Source organism: Halopseudomonas oceani (assembly GCF_963677335.1).
Classification (GTDB): Bacteria; Pseudomonadota; Gammaproteobacteria; order Pseudomonadales; family Pseudomonadaceae; genus Halopseudomonas; species Halopseudomonas oceani.
Genome location: NZ_OY781932.1, coordinates 1186981 through 1204661, shown reverse-complemented (window position 1 = coordinate 1204661; position 17681 = coordinate 1186981). Strand labels below are relative to the sequence as shown.

Here is a 17681-nt window from a genome sequence, read left to right as displayed (position 1 = left end):
TTCCCCGCATGACCTCTCCCTACGTCGGGCGCTTCGCTCCCACCCCCAGCGGCCTGCTGCATTTCGGCTCACTGGTTGCCGCCCTCGCCAGCTATCTTGATGCCCGTCACGCCAACGGCCGATGGCTGATTCGCATCGAAGACCTGGACCAGACGCGCAGCCAACCTGAAGCAGAAGCCCAGATACTCCGCGCCCTGGAAGACTTTGGCCTTGAGCACGACGGGCAGATTGTGCGTCAGAGCGAGCGCCTGGAGCTGTATCGCACGCAGACCGAGCAGTGGCTGAATGAGGGGTTGGCGTACTACTGCGATTGCCCGCGTAAGACGCTGCTGCAACACGGCCCGATCTATCCCGGCACCTGCGCCAAGCGTCAGCTGCCTGCGGCGGCTGATCACGCAGTCCGAGTGCGGGTCAGCGATCGCCCCATAACCTGCATCGACCGTCTGCAGCCACCGTTGACCCAAAACCTGGCCAGGGAGCTCGGCGACTTCATCATCCGCCGACGCGACGGGGTATACGCCTATCAGTTGGCGGTCGTGCTGGACGACATCAATCAGGGCGTGACCGATGTCGTGCGCGGCGCCGACCTGCTGGATTCGACTCCACGACAGCTTTGGCTGTATCAGTTACTCGGCCACGCACCACCGCGTTACCTGCATGTGCCGCTGATTGTTCGCCCTGATGGCGAGAAGCTGAGCAAGCGCCTGGGTTCCGCCGCACTCCAGCGTGAGCATGCCCCGACGACGCTCTGGCGCGCGCTGCGCGCCCTGGCCCAGCCAGTCCCAGAGTCACTGCGCGGTGCACCGGTGTCGGAGCTGCTGGCGTGGGGCATCAGCCACTGGCAACCCGAGCGCCTGCCACCCACCAACAGCCTGCTGGAAGCAAACCTGCCGAGTTGATTGCTTGGCAAGCCGGGTCGCTCTGATTACCATCACGGGCTGAACCGCGACACGCCCCCTCGGGACGTTGCCTCAACAGACGGATACCCATGTACATCTATCGACTGGTACTGCTGCTGGTAATCGGCATCTACCTGTTCTCCCCAGCCATCATGGACTGGTGGATAGAACCGCAGGGTGCCTGGTACCGACCCTACGTGCTATGGCTGATTCTGATCATTGCCGGCATGCTGCTACAGAGCCCAAAAGATGCCGACGAGCTTTGATCTCAGCCAACTGCTGCTGATCAGTATTGTTTATCTGATCCTGCTGTTCGGCGTCGCCTGGGCGACTGAAAACGGCCGCGTTCCGCGCGCCATTTTGCGCCACCCTGCGGTCTACACGCTGTCCCTCGGTGTCTACGCCAGCGCCTGGGCTTTCTACGGCACCGTCGGACTGGCCTACCAGTATGGTTACGGCTTTCTGACGTACTATCTCGGCGTCTGCGGCGCCTTTCTGCTGGCACCCGTGCTGCTCAACCCGATCCTGCGCATTACCCGTACCTACCAGCTGTCATCGCTGGCGGACCTGTTTGCCTTCCGCTTCCGCAGCACCTGGGCAGGAACGCTGACGACTATCTTCATGCTGGTCGGCGTGCTGCCCCTACTCGCCTTGCAGATTCAGGCCGTCGCCGACTCGGTGCAGATTCTGACCCAGGAATCCGGCCAGGGCACGGTGGCACTCGGCTTCTGTGTGCTGATCATTCTGTTCGCCATTCTATTCGGAGCCCGCCATATCTCCGCCCGTGAAAAACACGAAGGGCTAGTGATGGCGATCGCTTTCGAATCACTGGTCAAGCTGGTCTCCATCGGCGCGATAGGCCTGTACGCCCTTTACGTAGTGTTCGACGGCCCGCAGGGCCTGCAGCTCTGGCTCGACAGCAATCAGGAGGCCCTGATCACCCTGCACACCCCTCTGCAGGAAGGCCCCTGGCGCACCCTGCTACTGGTGTTCTTCTCCGCTGCCTTCGTGATGCCGCACATGTATCACATGGCTTTCACCGAGAACCTCAACCCCCGGGCGCTGGGCACAGCCAGTTGGGGGCTGCCGCTGTTTCTGCTGCTGATGAGCCTGGCGGTGCCGCCGATTCTCTGGGCTGGCCTGCACCTCGGCGTGCGCACCAACCCCGAATACTTCTCCCTCGGCCTGGGTGTCGCCGGCGGCTCCGAGTGGCTGTCACTGGTAGCCTTTATCGGCGGCCTGTCCGCAGCCAGCGGCCTGATCATCGTCATCACCCTGGCGCTGTCGGGCATGGTACTGAACCATCTGGTGCTGCCGCTCTATCAGCCGAGTGCCGACAACAACATCTACCGCTGGCTGTTGTGGACCCGGCGCACCCTGATCGCCGCGATCATCATGGCCGGTTACGGCTTCTACCGCCTGCTTGGCGCCGAGCAGGACCTGGCCAACCTGGGTATCGCCTCCTTCGTCGCCACTGTGCAATTTCTGCCGGGTACCCTGTCAGTGCTCTATTGGCCACAGGCCAACCGCCGCGGCTTCATCGGCGGCGTCATTGCTGGCATGCTGGTCTGGGCAGTCACTCTTCTGCTGCCTCTGGTCACCGAACTGCCAGGCCTCAAGCTATTCGGCATCACCCTGACCTTCAACGCCGACACCTGGCACCTAGCTGCCATCACCTCGCTGGCGGTCAACGTGGTGGTACTGGCACTGGTCTCACTGTTTACCCAACGTTCCAGCGAGGAGCAGAGCGCCGCCGAAGCCTGTTCTGTCGACAACGTCAGTCGCCCCCAGCGGATGCAACTGATGGCGTCCTCGCCTCAGGAGTTTGCCCAGCAACTGGCCAAACCGCTCGGTAACAAAACCGCCCAGCATGAGGTCGAACAGGCACTGCGTGACCTCAAGCTGCCGTTTGACGAGCGCCGTCCCTATGCGCTGCGCCGTCTGCGCGACCGGCTGGAGGCCAACCTGTCCGGCCTGATGGGCCCATCGGTAGCGCAGGACATCATCGAGACCTTCCTGCCGTTCAAGATGGGTCGCGATGGCTACATGACCGAAGACATTCACTTCATCGAGAACCGGCTGGAGGACTACCACAGCCGACTGACCGGTCTGGCGGCAGAGCTTGACGCCCTGCGCCGCTATCACCGTCAGACGCTGCAGCACCTGCCTATGGGGGTCTGCTCATTGGCGCAGGACAACGAGATCCTGATGTGGAACCACGCCATGCAAGCGCTGACCGGCATCGATGCCGACAGCGTGATCGGTTCGCGCCTGAACAGCCTACCCACCGCCTGGCGCGAGCTATTCGAGCGTTTCGTCGATGATCAGGCCTCACACCTGCATAAGCAGAAACTGTCGGTCAACGGCCATACCCAGTGGCTGAGCCTGCACAAGGCGGCCATTGACGAACCGGGCTACGTCGGCGGTAGCGGCCTGGTACTGCTGGTCGAGGATCAGACCGAAAACCAGATGCTGGAAGAGGAGTTGATGCACTCCGAGCGCCTGGCCTCAATCGGCCGTCTGGCTGCCGGCGTCGCCCACGAGATTGGCAACCCGATTACCGGCATCGCCTGTCTGGCGCAGAATCTGCGTGACGAGTCAGAACAGTCTGAGTCACGCGAAGCGGCGGAGCAGATTCTCGACCAGACCCGGCGGGTCTCGCGCATCGTGCAGTCACTGGTCAATTTTGCCCACGTTGGCAGCCGCCACCAGAACCCCAACGAACCGGTCGACCTGGCCTCCTGTACCAACGAAGCCATTCACCTGCTTTCGCTCAATCGCAGGGGGCCGGAGGTCAAGTATGTTAACCTGTGTCGGCCTGAGCATCTGGTCGCCGGTGACTCACAACGTCTGGTGCAGGTGCTGATCAACCTACTGGGCAATGCCCGCGATGCCAGTCACAGTGGTGACACCATCACCATCGCCACGCAGGAAAACGAACATCAGGTGCTGTTGCAGGTAGAAGATCAGGGCGGCGGCATCGACAAGGAAATCATGGACCGACTGTTCGAGCCGTTCTTCACTACCAAGGAACCAGGGACAGGCACCGGGCTCGGATTGGCACTGGTCTACTCCATCATCGAAGAGCATTATGGCCAGATAACTATCGACAGCCCGGTCGACCAGACAACCCAGCGTGGCACCCGCTTCACCATTACCCTGCCGCGCTATAGCATGAGCGGTAACGGCGCCCCTGCCTGAAGCTGTAACAGGCGCCGTCACCTGTGAGGTAACTATGTCAGACATTCTGGTTGTTGAAGACGAAGCCATCATCCGCACGGCGTTAAAGCGGTTGCTGGAACGCCACCACTACCAGGTTGAGGAAGCCGGCTCGGTCAGCGAGGCCGTCGAGCGACACGACCTAGACAGTTTCAAGCTGATCATCAGCGACCTTCGCCTGCCGGGAGACCCCGGCACCGAGATGATCCGCCGCGCGCCAAATACGCCCGTCCTGATCATGACCAGTTACGCCAGCCTGCGCTCAGCCGTGGACTCAATGAAAATGGGCGCGGTCGACTACATCGCCAAACCGTTCGACCACGACGAGATGGTCGAAACCGTGCAGCGCATCATTGCCGCTGGCAGCGAACGCAAACAACAGGCAACGAGTGCACCGGCCGCCAGTCCACCGCCAGAGCAACCGAGCAAGGACGACACCGGCGGCACCGACATGGGAATCATCGGCGCCTGCGACGCCATGCAGACCCTGTTCAAGCGCATCCGCAAAGTTGCCCCGACCGACTCTACCGTCTTGATCCAGGGCGAGTCCGGCACGGGTAAGGAACTGGTCGCCCGCGCTATGCACGAGCAATCCCAACGCGCCAAGGCACCGCTGATTTCGGTGAACTGCGCTGCCATTCCGGAAACCCTGATCGAGTCCGAGCTGTTCGGCCACGAAAAAGGCTCCTTCACTGGCGCCACCAGCAACCGCACCGGTCTGGTCGAAGCAGCCGACGGTGGCACCCTGTTCCTTGACGAGATCGGTGAGTTGCCACTGGAAGCGCAGGCGCGTCTGTTGCGGGTGCTGCAGGAAGGCGAGATTCGCCGGGTTGGCTCGGTGCAATCGCACAAGGTGGATGTCCGCCTGGTAGCGGCGACCCACCGGGACCTCAAGACCATGGCGCGTCAGGGCCTGTTCCGCGAAGACTTGTATTACCGTCTGAACGTCATCGAACTGCGACTGCCGCCGCTGCGCGAGCGGGGCCGTGACGTGATGCTGATCGCCGAGGCGCTGCTGCAGCGCGCGGCACGCAACATGAATATGGAAGGCCTGCACTTCAGTAAAGATGCCGAGCGGGCGATCCTCGCCTACAGCTGGCCGGGCAACGTACGGGAGCTGGAGAACGCTATTGAGCGCTCAGCCATTCTCTGCGACCACGAGGAAATCACCGCCGACCTGCTGGGGATCGAGCTGGATGCCGAGATCGAACGTGCCTCGGAAGCCGCAAACGCGCTGGAAACCATGAAGAATGAGGTGACTCCTGGGCAGGAACCGGCCGAGGACCTGTCTCTGGAGGACTATTTCCAGCATTTCGTGCTCGAGCACCAGGACCATATGACCGAGACTCAACTGGCGCACAAGCTCGGCATCAGCCGCAAATGCCTGTGGGAGCGCCGCCAACGCCTGGGCATTCCCCGCAAGAAAACGGCCAACACCTGATCCCACCTCTCCCGCAATCGGAGGGCGCAAAAACCCTTGCGCCTTCCTCTGCGCAGCACCACCGTCACACCAATGTGTTACCTGTTACCAGGAAAGTTCCCACAAAACTGTTACCCCTAACCCACACAGAGGTAACACTTTAGTCGAATCCGCGGTAACACCTTTGGGGTAACACAGAGACCAAAAATCGCAAGCCATTGTTTTTAAAGGAATTTAAAAAGTTGGCACGGCGAATGCTTTATATCTGGCACAACAACAATAAAAACCAAAACTCATAACAAAAATAACATTCGACTCCACACACAATAAAAACAAGACGTGAGAGACGCAGCAAACTGATTTTTTTGGAGAATAGCAGTCGGATCGCGAACAGGATGTTCGATTGGGCAGAGAAGAATAAAAGTTGCTAAAGCAACCCACCGTCCAAAGCCACAAGAAGGCCGTTTCGAACCTAAGCTTCCAAAGCAATCCGTTTGTTTTGGACAACCCGAGATGGGTCAGTCGGAAAGCGGCGTTTGCCGCTTCAAACAAAAAAGAAGAACAGCTCTGATAAAAACAATAATAAAAAACCATTAGGGGGAGTTCACTACTCCCCTTGAGCTTTCTCCCCCCAAGCGCTTCATCCCGAATTATCCCCTTCCTTACCTTTCAAGACATTTCAGGCTAGAATGCACGTCAATTGCGGCCGACAGGCTATATTCGCGTTCGGCCAAGCAGCCTGTTGCGCGATCCCATTCATCAGCGCTACCGTGCAAGTCAACAGGCAGAGCAACAGCTCACGCTGATCGGCAGCCGGAACAACCCAACCCTATGATTCGAAAGCTGTTGCAGAAAATACCTTCACCCTTCGGCCATCCTCAGCGCCGTCGTACCACGCCGAGCGTTATCCCCGCCAGCCAGCACAAGTTGCGTCGAGAGCGCCTAAGCCGGCACGCCGTCAGTGTGGTCGAACGCCTGCAACAGGCAGGCTATCAGGCCTTCCTAGTTGGCGGCTGCGTACGTGACCTGCTGCTTGATATCACACCCAAAGACTTTGACGTCGCCACCAGTGCAACGCCTGAACAGGTTCGCGCGACATTTCGCAACGCGCGCCTGATCGGCCGGCGCTTCAAGCTGGTCCACGTACATTTCGGTCGGGAAATCATCGAAGTCGCCACCTTCCGAGCCAACCACGAAGCCGAGGCCTCGGAAGAACAATCGCGTCAGAGCGAGTCCGGGCGGCTGCTGCGCGACAACGTCTACGGCACCTTCGAGCAGGACGCCCAGCGCCGCGACTTCACCATCAACGCACTCTACTTTGATGTCAGCACCGGTCAGATTCACGACTTTGCCAACGGCGTGCACGACATCCGCAACGGCCTGGTCCGGCTGATCGGCCGCCCCGAACAGCGCTATCAGGAAGACCCAGTCCGCATGCTGCGCGCCGTGCGCTTCGCGGCCAAACTGAACTTCGAGATTGAGCAGCACACCGCGGCGCCTATCGAGTCGATGGCCCCGCTGCTGCATGACATACCTGCAGCACGGCTGTTTGATGAAAGCCTCAAGCTGTTGATGAGCGGCCAGGGTCTGGCGACCTTCGACCTGCTCTACCAGTACGATCTGGTCGCGCCGCTGTTCCCGGACACCGACGAAGCGATCCTCGAACGTCCTGACTACACCTTGCAGCTGGTCCGCCAGGCACTGCGCAATACCGACGAACGCATTGCCCAGGACAAACCGGTTACCCCGGCTTTTCTGTTCGCGGCGCTGCTCTGGCCAGCCCTGCCGCAGCGCGTGCAGCACCTGGAAGAACAGGGTATACCGGCAATCCCCGCCTACCAGCAGGCCGCTCACGAGTTGCTTGCAGAGCAATGCCTGCACACCGCCATTCCCAAGCGTTTCAGTATTCCGATGCGGGAAATCTGGGACATGCAACCGCGCCTTGAGCGTCGCAGTGGCCGCCGAGCTGATCAGCTGCTGGAGCATCCGCGCTTCCGCGCAGCCTACGACTTCCTGCTGCTGCGCGAAGCGGCTGGCGAGCAGACTGACGGCCTTGGTCTGTGGTGGACTCAGTATCAGGACGCCGGTCCAGACCAGCGCCGGCAGATGATTCGCGAACTCGGCGATGGCAACAAAAGCGGCGGCAAGCGCTCACGTTCACGCCCCCGCAGAAACAAGCCGCGCAAGCCGCAGGGCAACTGATGCCACGCTGTTATATAGCCTTGGGCAGCAACCAGGGCGATCCTGTTCAACAGGTCCAGACCGCCTGCCGGGCACTGCGCGCACTGCCGCAAAGCCAGCTGATCAGCTGCTCGTCGCTGTACCGCAGTGCGCCAATGGGGCCACAGGATCAACCGTCCTATATCAACGCCGTGCTCGCCCTCGACACCGAGCTGCCCCCCGAAGCGCTGCTCGACCAGTTACAGCGTATCGAGCAGGAGCATGGCCGGGTGCGCAAAGCCGAGCGCTGGGGTCCACGCACACTGGATCTGGACATCCTGCTCTACGGTGACCAGGTAATCCAAAGCAAGCGCTTGCAAGTACCGCACTATCATATGCACGCCCGCGCCTTTGTCCTTTACCCTCTGGCAGAAATCGCACCGACGCTGCAAATGCCCGACGGCACAGCACTGCATGACATGCTGCAGAACTGCCCACGCGGTGATCTGCAGGCATTGCCATTTTTTATACAACAGGCTGGTGCGCAAACGGACTTGACACCCCCGGGCTGACACGTAGGATGCGATTCCGGTGACCAGCCACGTGCTACCGGAAGCCTGCCTGGCCAAGGCTATACTCTCGCCACTGCACCCGGCGCGAGCGTCAACTTCAACGGTGCCGAAGCGCCCAGCAACAGCCACACACTGGAATCAGCCATGCCTGACGTTACTCTGACCACGCTGAACAAACTCAAGCAAAGCGGCGAAAAGATCGTTTGTCTGACAGCCTACGACGCGACCTTCGCCCACGTTGAAAGTGAAGCAGGCGTTGAAGTCATTCTGATCGGCGACTCGCTGGGCATGGTCCTGCAGGGCCACGACAGCACACTGCCAGTCAGCGTTGCCGACATGGCGTACCACACCGCCGCCGTCAAACGCGGCAACAAGGGCGCGCTGATCATGGCCGACCTGCCCTTCATGGCCTACGCCACCCTGGAGCAGGCGCTGACCAATAGCGCCGAACTCATGCGTGCCGGCGCTCACATGGTCAAGCTGGAAGGCGGTCGCTGGCTGGCAGACAGCATTGAAGTGCTGAGCCGCAATGGCATCCCGGTCTGTGCTCACATGGGCCTGACCCCGCAGACCGTCAATGTGCTGGGTGGCTTCAAGGTGCAGGGCCGTGACGAAGCGCAGGCCCGCGCCATGATCGAGGATGCCAAGGCATTGGAGGCCGCGGGCGCCGCCATGCTGCTGCTCGAGTGTGTGCCACCAGCCCTGGCCAATGCCATTACTGCGGCAGTCAACGTACCGGTTATCGGCATCGGCGCTGGCAGCGGCACCGATGGCCAGGTACTGGTGGTCCATGACATGCTGGGCCTCTCGCTCAGTGGACGCGTCCCGCGCTTCGTGAAAAACTTCATGACCGGTCAGCCCGACATTCAGTCGGCCATTCGCGCCTACGTGAATGCGGTCAAGAGCGTAGAATTCCCAGCAGCCGAACACGAGTTCTGAGCCCATGAACACTCTGCACACCATCGCGCAAGTGCGCGCTGCGGTAAGTCGTGCCCGCCAGGAAGGCAAGCGCATTGGTATGGTTCCCACCATGGGCAACCTGCACGCCGGCCATATCGCTCTGGTCGAGAAGGCACTGCAGCGCACCGATTACGTGGTGGTCAGCATTTTCGTCAATCCGATGCAGTTCGGGCCGGGCGAAGATCTGGACAGTTATCCGCGCACCCTCGCCGAAGACCAGAAGAAGCTGCTGGACGTCGGCGCCCACCTGGTGTTCGCGCCCACTGCCAGCGAGATGTATCCCGAGGGCATGGAGGGTCACACCCGGGTGAGCGTCCCCGTGGTTTCCGAAGGACTTTGTGGTGGCAGCCGCCCCGGCCACTTCGAAGGCGTAGCGACGGTCGTCAGCAAGCTGCTGAACATTGTTGGCCCGGACGTCGCCGTATTCGGCCAGAAGGACTATCAACAACTCGCCGTGATTCGCAAGATGGCGCACGATCTCTGCCTGCCGGTACAGATCATGGGCCACCCGACCATTCGCGCCGAGGATGGTCTGGCATTATCCTCTCGCAACGGTTACCTGAGCGCCGAACAACGGGCTATTGCGCCGATTCTGCAGCGGACGTTGCAGCAGATTGCCGCCGAGGTTCAGGGTGGTCGGAACGACTATGCCCAGATCATCACGGAGGCTAGCCAACGCCTCAGTGACGCGGGCATGCGTCCGGACTATCTTGACCTGCGCAACGCCGAAAACCTGGCACCCGTCAGCGACGATACGGCCGAACTGGTTGTGCTGGCAGCAGCCTATCTCGGCGCCACCCGCCTGATCGACAACCTCGAATTCAGCCGCTCCTGAGCGGCTGAATCCTTCTCCTGCGGCGTTGCGTTGCTTGCCAATAGGACCACTATTGGCTGCACATCGCGCCTTGCATCCGCACCCTTGAGCACTCGCAGAGGGCGTGTGGAATTGATCAGTGCTTCCCTAGCGGCCCGCCGATTTGACGCCACCCTCTCATACCAAAGAAGGGTTGTCTTGCCCCCCTCTGATGGCCGACGCTAAATAGCCTAAACTGACCGACCAACCCCAAGCGGTTTCGCCGGTCTGGAATCTCTGCTGCAGCACCGGACAGACCCTCTGCAGGGCCGGCTGACAAGAGACTGCCTGATTCAATAACAAGAGGGGAATACCCATGTACGCAATCGAAAACCACAAGGTGTCCGAGTCCGCTCGCGCGCACACGCATCTGGATGACGCGACCTATCAGCGTATGTACAAGCAGTCGCTTGAGCAGCCCGACCAGTTCTGGGCCGAGCAGGCCGAGCGCTTTCTGACCTGGGACAAGCGCTGGAGCAAGGTTCATGAAAGCGACCTGAGCAAAGGTCAGGCTGCCTGGTTTATCGACGGCAAGCTCAACGTTAGCGTCAACTGCATCGACCGCCACCTTGCCGAGCACGGTGACGAAATCGCCATCATCTGGGAAGGTGATGATCCGAGCGAAGATGCCCGCATCAGCTACAACGAGCTGCACGATAAAGTCTGCCGTCTGGCCAACGTGTTGAAGGAACGCGGTGTCAGCAAAGGCGATCGCGTTTGCCTGTACATGCCGATGATTCCCGAAGCGGCCTACGCCATGCTCGCCTGCGCACGCATCGGTGCGGTCCACTCCGTAGTGTTTGGTGGCTTCTCGCCAGACGCCCTGCGTGATCGCATTCTCGACGCCGACTGCCGCGCGGTGATCACCGCCGACGAAGGTGTGCGCGGCGGCAAGACTGTCCCGCTCAAAGTCAACGTCGAAAAGGCCCTGAAGGACTGCCCCGACGTTCACACCGTGGTAACCGTCAAGCGCACCGGTGCTGACGTTGCCTGGGATGAAAAGCGTGACGTCTGCTACACCGAAGCGACCACCGCAGCGAGCAACCAGTGCGCCCCCGAGCCAATGGACAGCGAAGACCCGCTATTCATCCTCTACACCTCCGGCTCCACCGGCAAGCCCAAGGGTGTACTGCACACCACCGGCGGCTACCTGCTGATGGCGGCAATGACCCACTACTACGTGTTCGACTACGTACCGGGCGAAGTCTACTGGTGCACCGCTGACGTGGGCTGGATCACCGGCCACTCCTATATCGTCTATGGCCCACTGTGCAACCGTGCCACTACCGTGCTGTTCGAGGGCGTACCGACCTACCCGGACGCGTCCCGCTGCTGGCAGGTGATCGACAAGCACCAGATCAACATTTTCTACACCGCTCCGACCGCCCTGCGCGCGCTGATGGCCAAGGGCGATGCGCCGGTCAAGTCGTCCTCGCGCGCCAGCCTGCGCCTGCTCGGCAGCGTCGGCGAGCCGATCAACCCGGAAGCCTGGGAATGGTATTACCACGTGGTCGGTGAGCAGCGCTGCCCGATCGTCGATACCTGGTGGCAGACCGAAACCGGCGCAGCCATGATCACCCCGCTGCCAGGTTCAACCATGCTCAAGCCGGGCTCAGCCACCCGTCCGTTCTTTGGCGTCGAGCCCGCACTGTATGACCCGGAAGGCAACGAGCTCGACGGCGCGACCAGCGGCAACCTGGTAATCAAGCGCTCCTGGCCGAGCCAGATCCGCACCGTCTACGGCGACCATCAGCGCCTGATCGACACCTACTTCAGCACCTACAAAGACGTTTACTTTACCGGCGACGGTGCCCGCCGCGATGAAGACGGTTACTACTGGATCACCGGCCGCGTGGACGATGTGCTTAACGTCTCCGGTCACCGCATCGGTACCGCCGAGGTGGAAAGCGCGCTGGTGCTGCACGACGCGGTCGCCGAGGCAGCCGTGGTCGGCTGCCCGCACGACATCAAGGGCCAGTGCATCTACGTCTACGTCACACCAATGAACGGGATTACCCCAAGCGAGGAGCTGGTCAAAGAGCTGAAGGCCTTTGTTGCCGATCAGGTTGGTGCCTTTGCCCGCCCCGAGTTCATGCAATGGGCGCCAGGCCTGCCGAAGACCCGCTCGGGCAAGATCATGCGTCGTATCCTGCGCAAGATCGCCTGCAATGAGCTGGACACTCTGGGGGATACCTCTACCCTGGCCGACCCGGCAGTGGTACAGGACCTGATAGCCAACCGGATCGCCCACGCCTGAGGGTGATCCAGCGTTCTGGTGCAGCCGAAAGGTTGTACCAGTGACGAGACAGCTTGTTCTGAATAGAGCGCCCCTCTATGCTTGTGCACTCGAAAAATAGTGCCTGCATAGAGGAGCCTGTTCATGCAAGAGGTCGTGATTGTTGCCGCCACCCGTACCGCCATCGGCAGTTTCGGGGGCCAGTTTGCCAAGGTGCCCGCCCACGAGCTGGGAGCCACCGTCATCCGCCGCTTGCTGGACGAGACTGAAATCGACCCTGCATCCGTCGACGAGGTCATATTCGGACAGGTGCTGACCGCTGGTTGCGGCCAGAATCCCGCTCGCCAGGCTGCCATCCACGCAGGCCTGCCGCACAGTGTTCCCGCTCTTACCCTGAATAAGGTCTGTGGCTCCGGCCTCAAAGCCCTGCACCTCGCCGCTCAGGCGATCCGCTGCGGCGATGCCGAGATCATGATAGCCGGTGGCCAGGAGTCCATGAGCCTGTCACCGCACATCATCCCCACCTCGCGCACCGGTCAGCGCATGGGCCACGGCCAGATGATCGACACAATGATCCAGGATGGCCTGTGGGACGCCTTCAACAACTACCACATGGGCATTACTGCCGAAAACCTGGTCGACAAGTATGGCCTCAGCCGTGAAGAACAGGACGCTTTCGCCGCAGCGTCCCAGCAGAAAGCCGTTGCCGCCCGCGACGCCGGCGTCTTTGACAAGGAAATCACCCCGGTCAGCATCCCTCAGCGCAAGGGCGATGCCCTGCTGATCACCCGGGATGAGCAGCCGCGCGCAGGCACCACCGCAGAGAGCCTCGGCAGCCTCAAACCGGCCTTCAGGAAAGAGGGCAGCGTTACCGCCGGTAATGCTTCTAGCCTTAACGATGGCGCCGCCGCCGTGCTGATGATGAGCGCCAGCAAAGCCGCCGAGCTGGGCCTGCCGGTACTGGCTCGCGTCGCCTCCTATGCCAACGCGGGCGTTGATCCAGCGATCATGGGTATTGGCCCAGTCTCCGCCACCCAGCGCTGCCTGGCCAAGGCAGGCTGGCAGGTTGCCGACCTGGACCTGATCGAAGCCAACGAAGCCTTCGCCGCCCAGGCGCTGGCCGTCGGCAAGGAGCTGCAGTGGGATGCAGACAAGGTCAACGTCAACGGTGGCGCCATCGCGCTGGGCCATCCGATCGGCGCCTCCGGCTGCCGTGTGCTGGTTACCCTGCTGCACGAAATGCTGCGCCGTGACGCCAAGAAAGGCCTGGCTACCCTGTGCATCGGTGGCGGCCAGGGCGTGGCGCTGGCATTGGCCCGCGACTGATCCCCGCCTCCCGCGGCGCCAATCACGGCGCCGCGCTTTTGTTTCTGTCTAGGCCCCCAGCTTATCTACACTGAACTGATCCGGGTCGGTCCGGTCATAGCCTGCGCAGCCCTCCTATTGCGGGAGTTCGCTCGGGCCTGCACCGCGCATCAGCCTGAATTGACGTTCAACCACATGAGCCCAGCATGGACAGCCAGACCAATCACTCTGCCTCCACGCCAGCCGATGTTCTTCTCATCGACGGCCTGCGTACCCCACAGATCAACGCCGCGACGTTGCAGAGCAGCGGCTTCGGCCTGCTCGACCTGGCCGTGCAGTGCAGCGCACCGTTGCTGCTGCGCTGCGCAGTTACCCCGCATCTGCTCGACAGCCTGATCCTCGCGGCTGAAGCAGAGTCACAGGTACAGGATCTGCGCAAACGTCTGCGGCTGGACACCGATACCGCGTTATACCAGTGCGACCATGGCCTGTCTGCCGTTGCGCTGGCCAGCCAGCAGATCCGCAGCGGCGATGCCGATCTGGTGTTGGTTCTCAGCAGCGACCTCAAGGCTACGCCTCAGAACGATCTGCTGACATCGACTCAACGCCTGGCCCGGCTGTTTGATGTACAGGATGAGGACGCCAGCGCCTTTGCCGAGGCCAGTCGGCTGCGCGCCGACGACGCCGAACAGGGCGGCCTGACGAACCGACACCGTACAACCCTGTTCGACAGTCAGGGCCACGCCTGCACCGAGGACCAACCGGATGCGGTGGCCGGAGCCTGCGCCCTGCTGCTGGCCTCACCCAGAGGACTGCAGCGCCTGAAACGCACGCCGCTCGCCCACCTTGGTGCCAGCAGCCATGCGCAGGCACCCGCCGAGTACCCGACATTGGCCCCCTTGTTGGCCGCCACGCGCCTGCTGGGCCAGCAGCAGCTGTCGCTGGCTGACATTGACCTGTGGGAGTTGCCGGAATCACCTGCGCTCGCGTTGCTGAGCCATCTGGCCGCCTGGCAGGACGCGGATTTCTGCCACCGCCAGCTCGGACTGGAGCAGCCGGTCGGCCGCCTCGATCCCTGCAGCCTGAACGTCCACGGCGGCAGCATTGCCCTTGGCGCACTGAGCGCCACCGACGGCTGCCGCCAATTACTGCAGCTGGCCGACAACCTGCAACGCAATCACCTTCCGCGCGGCATCGTCTGCGAGCAGCACGCAGGCGGCCACGCGCTGGCCTTGCTGATCACCCGCCCACAGGAGACCAGCGAATGACTCAAGCATCCGACACGCTCACGCTGCGCGAACGCGAACTCGGACCGTTCAACCACCTCGAATTGCAGCAGCCTGCGCAGTCGCCGTGGCAACACTGGCGCCTGCGCCGGGACGAACGTGATGTCGCCTGGCTGCTGTTCGACCATGCGGACAGCAGCGCCAACCTGCTGTCCTCTGCGGCGCTGATCGAGCTCGGGGACGTGCTGGCCAGCCTCCGCCGCGACATGCCAACCGCGCTGGTAATACGCTCGGCCAAACCATCAGGATTCTGCATGGGCGCTGACCTGAAGGACTTCCGTCAGCTCGACAACGAAGCCGATGCGGTACGGCAGCTGGTCGACGCGCACCTGCTGGCCCAGCAACTGATCGACCTACCCTGCCCGACCCTGGCCGTGCTGCATGGCGAGACCCTCGGTGGCGGCCTGGAGCTCGCACTGTGCTGCGACATGCGCCTGGCGACGCCGGACACCCGCACCGGCCTACCGGAAATTCTGGTCGGCCTGCATCCCGGGCTGGGCGCCACAGCGCGGCTACCTGACCTGATCGACCCGCTGCTGGCGATGCGCATGATGCTGACCGGCAAGGCGTTGCAAGCAGAGCAGGCTCACAAGGCCGGCCTTATTGATCACGTCGCGGCAGAGCACCAACTCAGGCCGCTGATTGATGATGCGCTGGCCGGACGCCTGCCTCTGCACCGACGCAACCTTAAAGGCCGCCCCTTCCGGCTGGACTGGGTACGGCGCCTGGCTGCGGCGAACATGCGCCGTCAGGCCAGTGCCAAGGCCGATCCACGTCACTATCCGGCGGCAGAGGCCCTGATCGAACTCTGGCAGCGCCACGGCGGCAAGCCCGACCTGTTGCTGCATCGCGAGATCTACTCGTTCGCCCGATTGATCAACAGTCCGACCAGCCGTCACCTGATTCAGCTGTTCTTCCAGCGCCAGCGGCTCAAGGATTTGACTGTTGCCAAGGAAAATCGCCGGCTCACCCACCTGCACCTGCTCGGCGACAGCGAAGACGGCATTCAGCTCGCGGCACTGGCCGCACTGGCAGGCCTACGCGTGAGTGTTGGCAGCTCGACCGCTGGCATGACGGCCTGTATCAAACAGATCAGCCAGCGGGCCCGCAACGAGGAACAACGACAACACGCACTGGATGCCCTGATCTTTGATCCGGAACACCACGGCGTAGCCGTGGCCGATGCCCTGATAGACGCCCAGCAGACTGCTTTAGAGCAACGGCGCGAGCAGCTGCAGAAACTGGAGTCGCGGCTGCGGGCACAGGCACTGGTGCTCAGCTTCGCCGAGCCAGTCGAGCCACTGCGCGCCGCACTCGGCGATGCCGGGCGCCTATTGGGGCTGCGCTTCGCCGCGCCGTCCTACGGCGCGCTGGTCGAGATTGCCGCGCACAGCACCAGCCGCAATATCAGCCAGCAACAGGCCCGCCAGTTGGTCGGCCAGCTTGGCTGTCTAGCGTTACCGGTCAGCAGCCAGCCGGGCCTGCTGCTGCGCCGGGTCCTGGCCCCCTGGCTGCTGGAAGCCATGCTGCTACTGGAAGAAGGGATCAGCGCCGATGCCATCGACCAGGCGGCGCTGGCGTTTGGCTGCAGCCGCGGGCCGCTGGCGATTGCTGAAAGCTGGGGGTTGGGCGACTGCCTCGCTCTGTTCGAGCGTTTGCACAACGAACGCGATACGCCGTTGGCGGAACCGCCCTTGATTTTGCGCAACGCGGTCGAGCAGGGGCGCACATCGTTACATGCAAAAAAACGCAGCCACTGGAAAGGCAATAAGGGCAGAGCCGCAAAACTGAACGCGGAACAGGCTGACCGGTTACTGCTCAGTCTGCTCAACAGCGCCGTACGCGCCTGCCGCCAGGGCATTGTCAGCGACGCCGACATGCTCGATGCGGCACTGGTCCTGGCCGGCTATTTCCCGCCCTTTCGCGGCGGCCCTTTGTGTCACGCACGCGAGACAGGGCATGCGGCGATCATGCAGCGCCTGCAAAGCCTCAGTACCGACCTCGGCCCCCGCTTTGCGCCGGACCCCGGCTGGCAGCCGGTGACCGAGGAAACAGACGCAGGCCAACCCTTACAGGCCGGGTAGCGGCTGGGTCTGCTGCTCGGCCCTGGCGAGCTTCTGTTCCATCTCCGCACGCATCTTTTCGGCCAGCGGTGCAGCCAGCAGACGGCGCAGGAAGGTCGGGTTCAGCCCCTTGCTGTGACAGTAACGAAAGACTTCGTTAATGCTGGGGCAGGCGCTGTCACCCGGAGTCACGACCACCGTCTGCCCAGCGCAGACGGTACCTTCCTTCAACACCCGGGCGTAGGCTCCGCAGCGCTCTGCCTTGACGAAAGCCTTGGCAAAACGGCTGTCACCAACCCGTGCCGCCAACGTTGAACAGGGAATACGCGGCGCGGTGATTTCCAGCACAAGGTCACCCAAGTGCAATTGATCGCCAATCCGCAGCTCAGGCCACCAGTGGGACAGGGTCAGATTCTCGCCAAAAAAACCGGGTTCAAGTGGACGCTGCAACTGTTCGCTCCACCAATCCATGTCGGCCTTGCTATAGAGGTAAAGCGCCTGATCCGGCCCGCCGTGGTGCTTCATGTCGGCGATAAAATCACCGGCAATACCATCGATACCGATCAGCACATCACCGCTGCGCGCCTGCTTGAAATGCCCGGTGCGGGTAAGACGCTCACCAATGCGAAGCGCCTGCGGCTCGGCAGCGTTGATCGACAACAGGGTAACGGCAGCTTCAGTCATGGCGGGCACTCATCCAGAGAAGAA

13 protein-coding genes are annotated in these 17681 nt (G+C 62.0%); 12 read left to right on the top strand and 1 reads right to left on the bottom strand.

What is annotated here, in order from left to right; translation table 11 throughout:
• The first annotated feature begins 8 nt into the window (after window positions 1-8).
• The 12 genes from gluQRS to ACKPCU_RS05580 all read left to right on the top strand — a co-directional run bounded on the left by gluQRS (window position 9) and on the right by ACKPCU_RS05580 (window position 16994).
• On the top strand, window positions 9-899 hold the full coding sequence (gene gluQRS, locus ACKPCU_RS05635) for a tRNA glutamyl-Q(34) synthetase GluQRS (protein ID WP_321350568.1): 891 nt from the start codon (window positions 9-11) through the stop codon (window positions 897-899).
• 89 nt (window positions 900-988) lie between these two features.
• A complete protein-coding gene (locus ACKPCU_RS05630; protein WP_090475058.1) occupies window positions 989-1165 on the top strand; it encodes a hypothetical protein in 177 nt (58 codons plus the stop codon).
• A complete protein-coding gene (locus ACKPCU_RS05625) occupies window positions 1149-4100 on the top strand; it encodes a sensor histidine kinase (protein WP_104739339.1) in 2952 nt (983 codons plus the stop codon). Before ACKPCU_RS05630 ends, ACKPCU_RS05625 begins: the two co-directional genes overlap by 17 nt.
• 34 nt (window positions 4101-4134) lie before the next feature.
• Window positions 4135-5559, top strand: a complete 1425-nt coding sequence (locus ACKPCU_RS05620; protein ID WP_321350560.1) for a sigma-54-dependent transcriptional regulator — start codon at window positions 4135-4137, stop codon at window positions 5557-5559.
• Window positions 5560-6369: 810 nt separating this feature from the next.
• Entirely contained in the window at window positions 6370-7740 is a 1371-nt protein-coding gene (locus tag ACKPCU_RS05615; RefSeq protein WP_321350559.1) for a polynucleotide adenylyltransferase PcnB, read from the top strand.
• The gene (gene folK / locus ACKPCU_RS05610; RefSeq protein ID WP_321350556.1) at window positions 7740-8270 is read left to right on the top strand and encodes a 2-amino-4-hydroxy-6-hydroxymethyldihydropteridine diphosphokinase; all 531 of its coding nucleotides are present in this window, start codon (window positions 7740-7742) and stop codon (window positions 8268-8270) included. The genes ACKPCU_RS05615 and folK overlap by 1 nt, the downstream gene beginning before the upstream one ends.
• A 144-nt stretch (window positions 8271-8414) precedes the next feature.
• Window positions 8415-9209, top strand: a complete 795-nt coding sequence (panB, locus tag ACKPCU_RS05605; protein WP_321350554.1) for a 3-methyl-2-oxobutanoate hydroxymethyltransferase — start codon at window positions 8415-8417, stop codon at window positions 9207-9209.
• Window positions 9210-9213: 4 nt separating this feature from the next.
• A complete protein-coding gene (panC, locus tag ACKPCU_RS05600; RefSeq protein WP_321350551.1) occupies window positions 9214-10065 on the top strand; it encodes a pantoate--beta-alanine ligase in 852 nt (283 codons plus the stop codon).
• Window positions 10066-10399: 334 nt separating this feature from the next.
• The gene (gene acs / locus ACKPCU_RS05595) at window positions 10400-12340 is read left to right on the top strand and encodes an acetate--CoA ligase (RefSeq protein ID WP_321350549.1); all 1941 of its coding nucleotides are present in this window, start codon (window positions 10400-10402) and stop codon (window positions 12338-12340) included.
• Between the two features lie 123 nt (window positions 12341-12463).
• Window positions 12464-13645: an acetyl-CoA C-acetyltransferase gene (locus ACKPCU_RS05590; RefSeq protein WP_104739332.1), complete on the top strand. Its 1182-nt coding sequence runs from the start codon at window positions 12464-12466 to the stop codon at window positions 13643-13645.
• A gap of 185 nt (window positions 13646-13830) precedes the next feature.
• Entirely contained in the window at window positions 13831-14892 is a 1062-nt protein-coding gene (locus ACKPCU_RS05585) for an acetyl-CoA C-acetyltransferase (protein WP_321350546.1), read from the top strand.
• A complete protein-coding gene (locus tag ACKPCU_RS05580) occupies window positions 14889-16994 on the top strand; it encodes an enoyl-CoA hydratase-related protein (RefSeq protein WP_321350544.1) in 2106 nt (701 codons plus the stop codon). The genes ACKPCU_RS05585 and ACKPCU_RS05580 overlap by 4 nt, the downstream gene beginning before the upstream one ends.
• On the opposite strand, the gene ACKPCU_RS05575 is transcribed toward ACKPCU_RS05580, so the two are convergent.
• Window positions 16980-17657, bottom strand: coding sequence for an MOSC domain-containing protein (locus ACKPCU_RS05575; protein ID WP_321350543.1), 678 nt, complete (start codon window positions 17655-17657; stop codon window positions 16980-16982). The two genes, ACKPCU_RS05580 and ACKPCU_RS05575, sit on opposite strands and share 15 nt — an antisense overlap.
• Window positions 17658-17681: the final 24 nt, after the last annotated feature.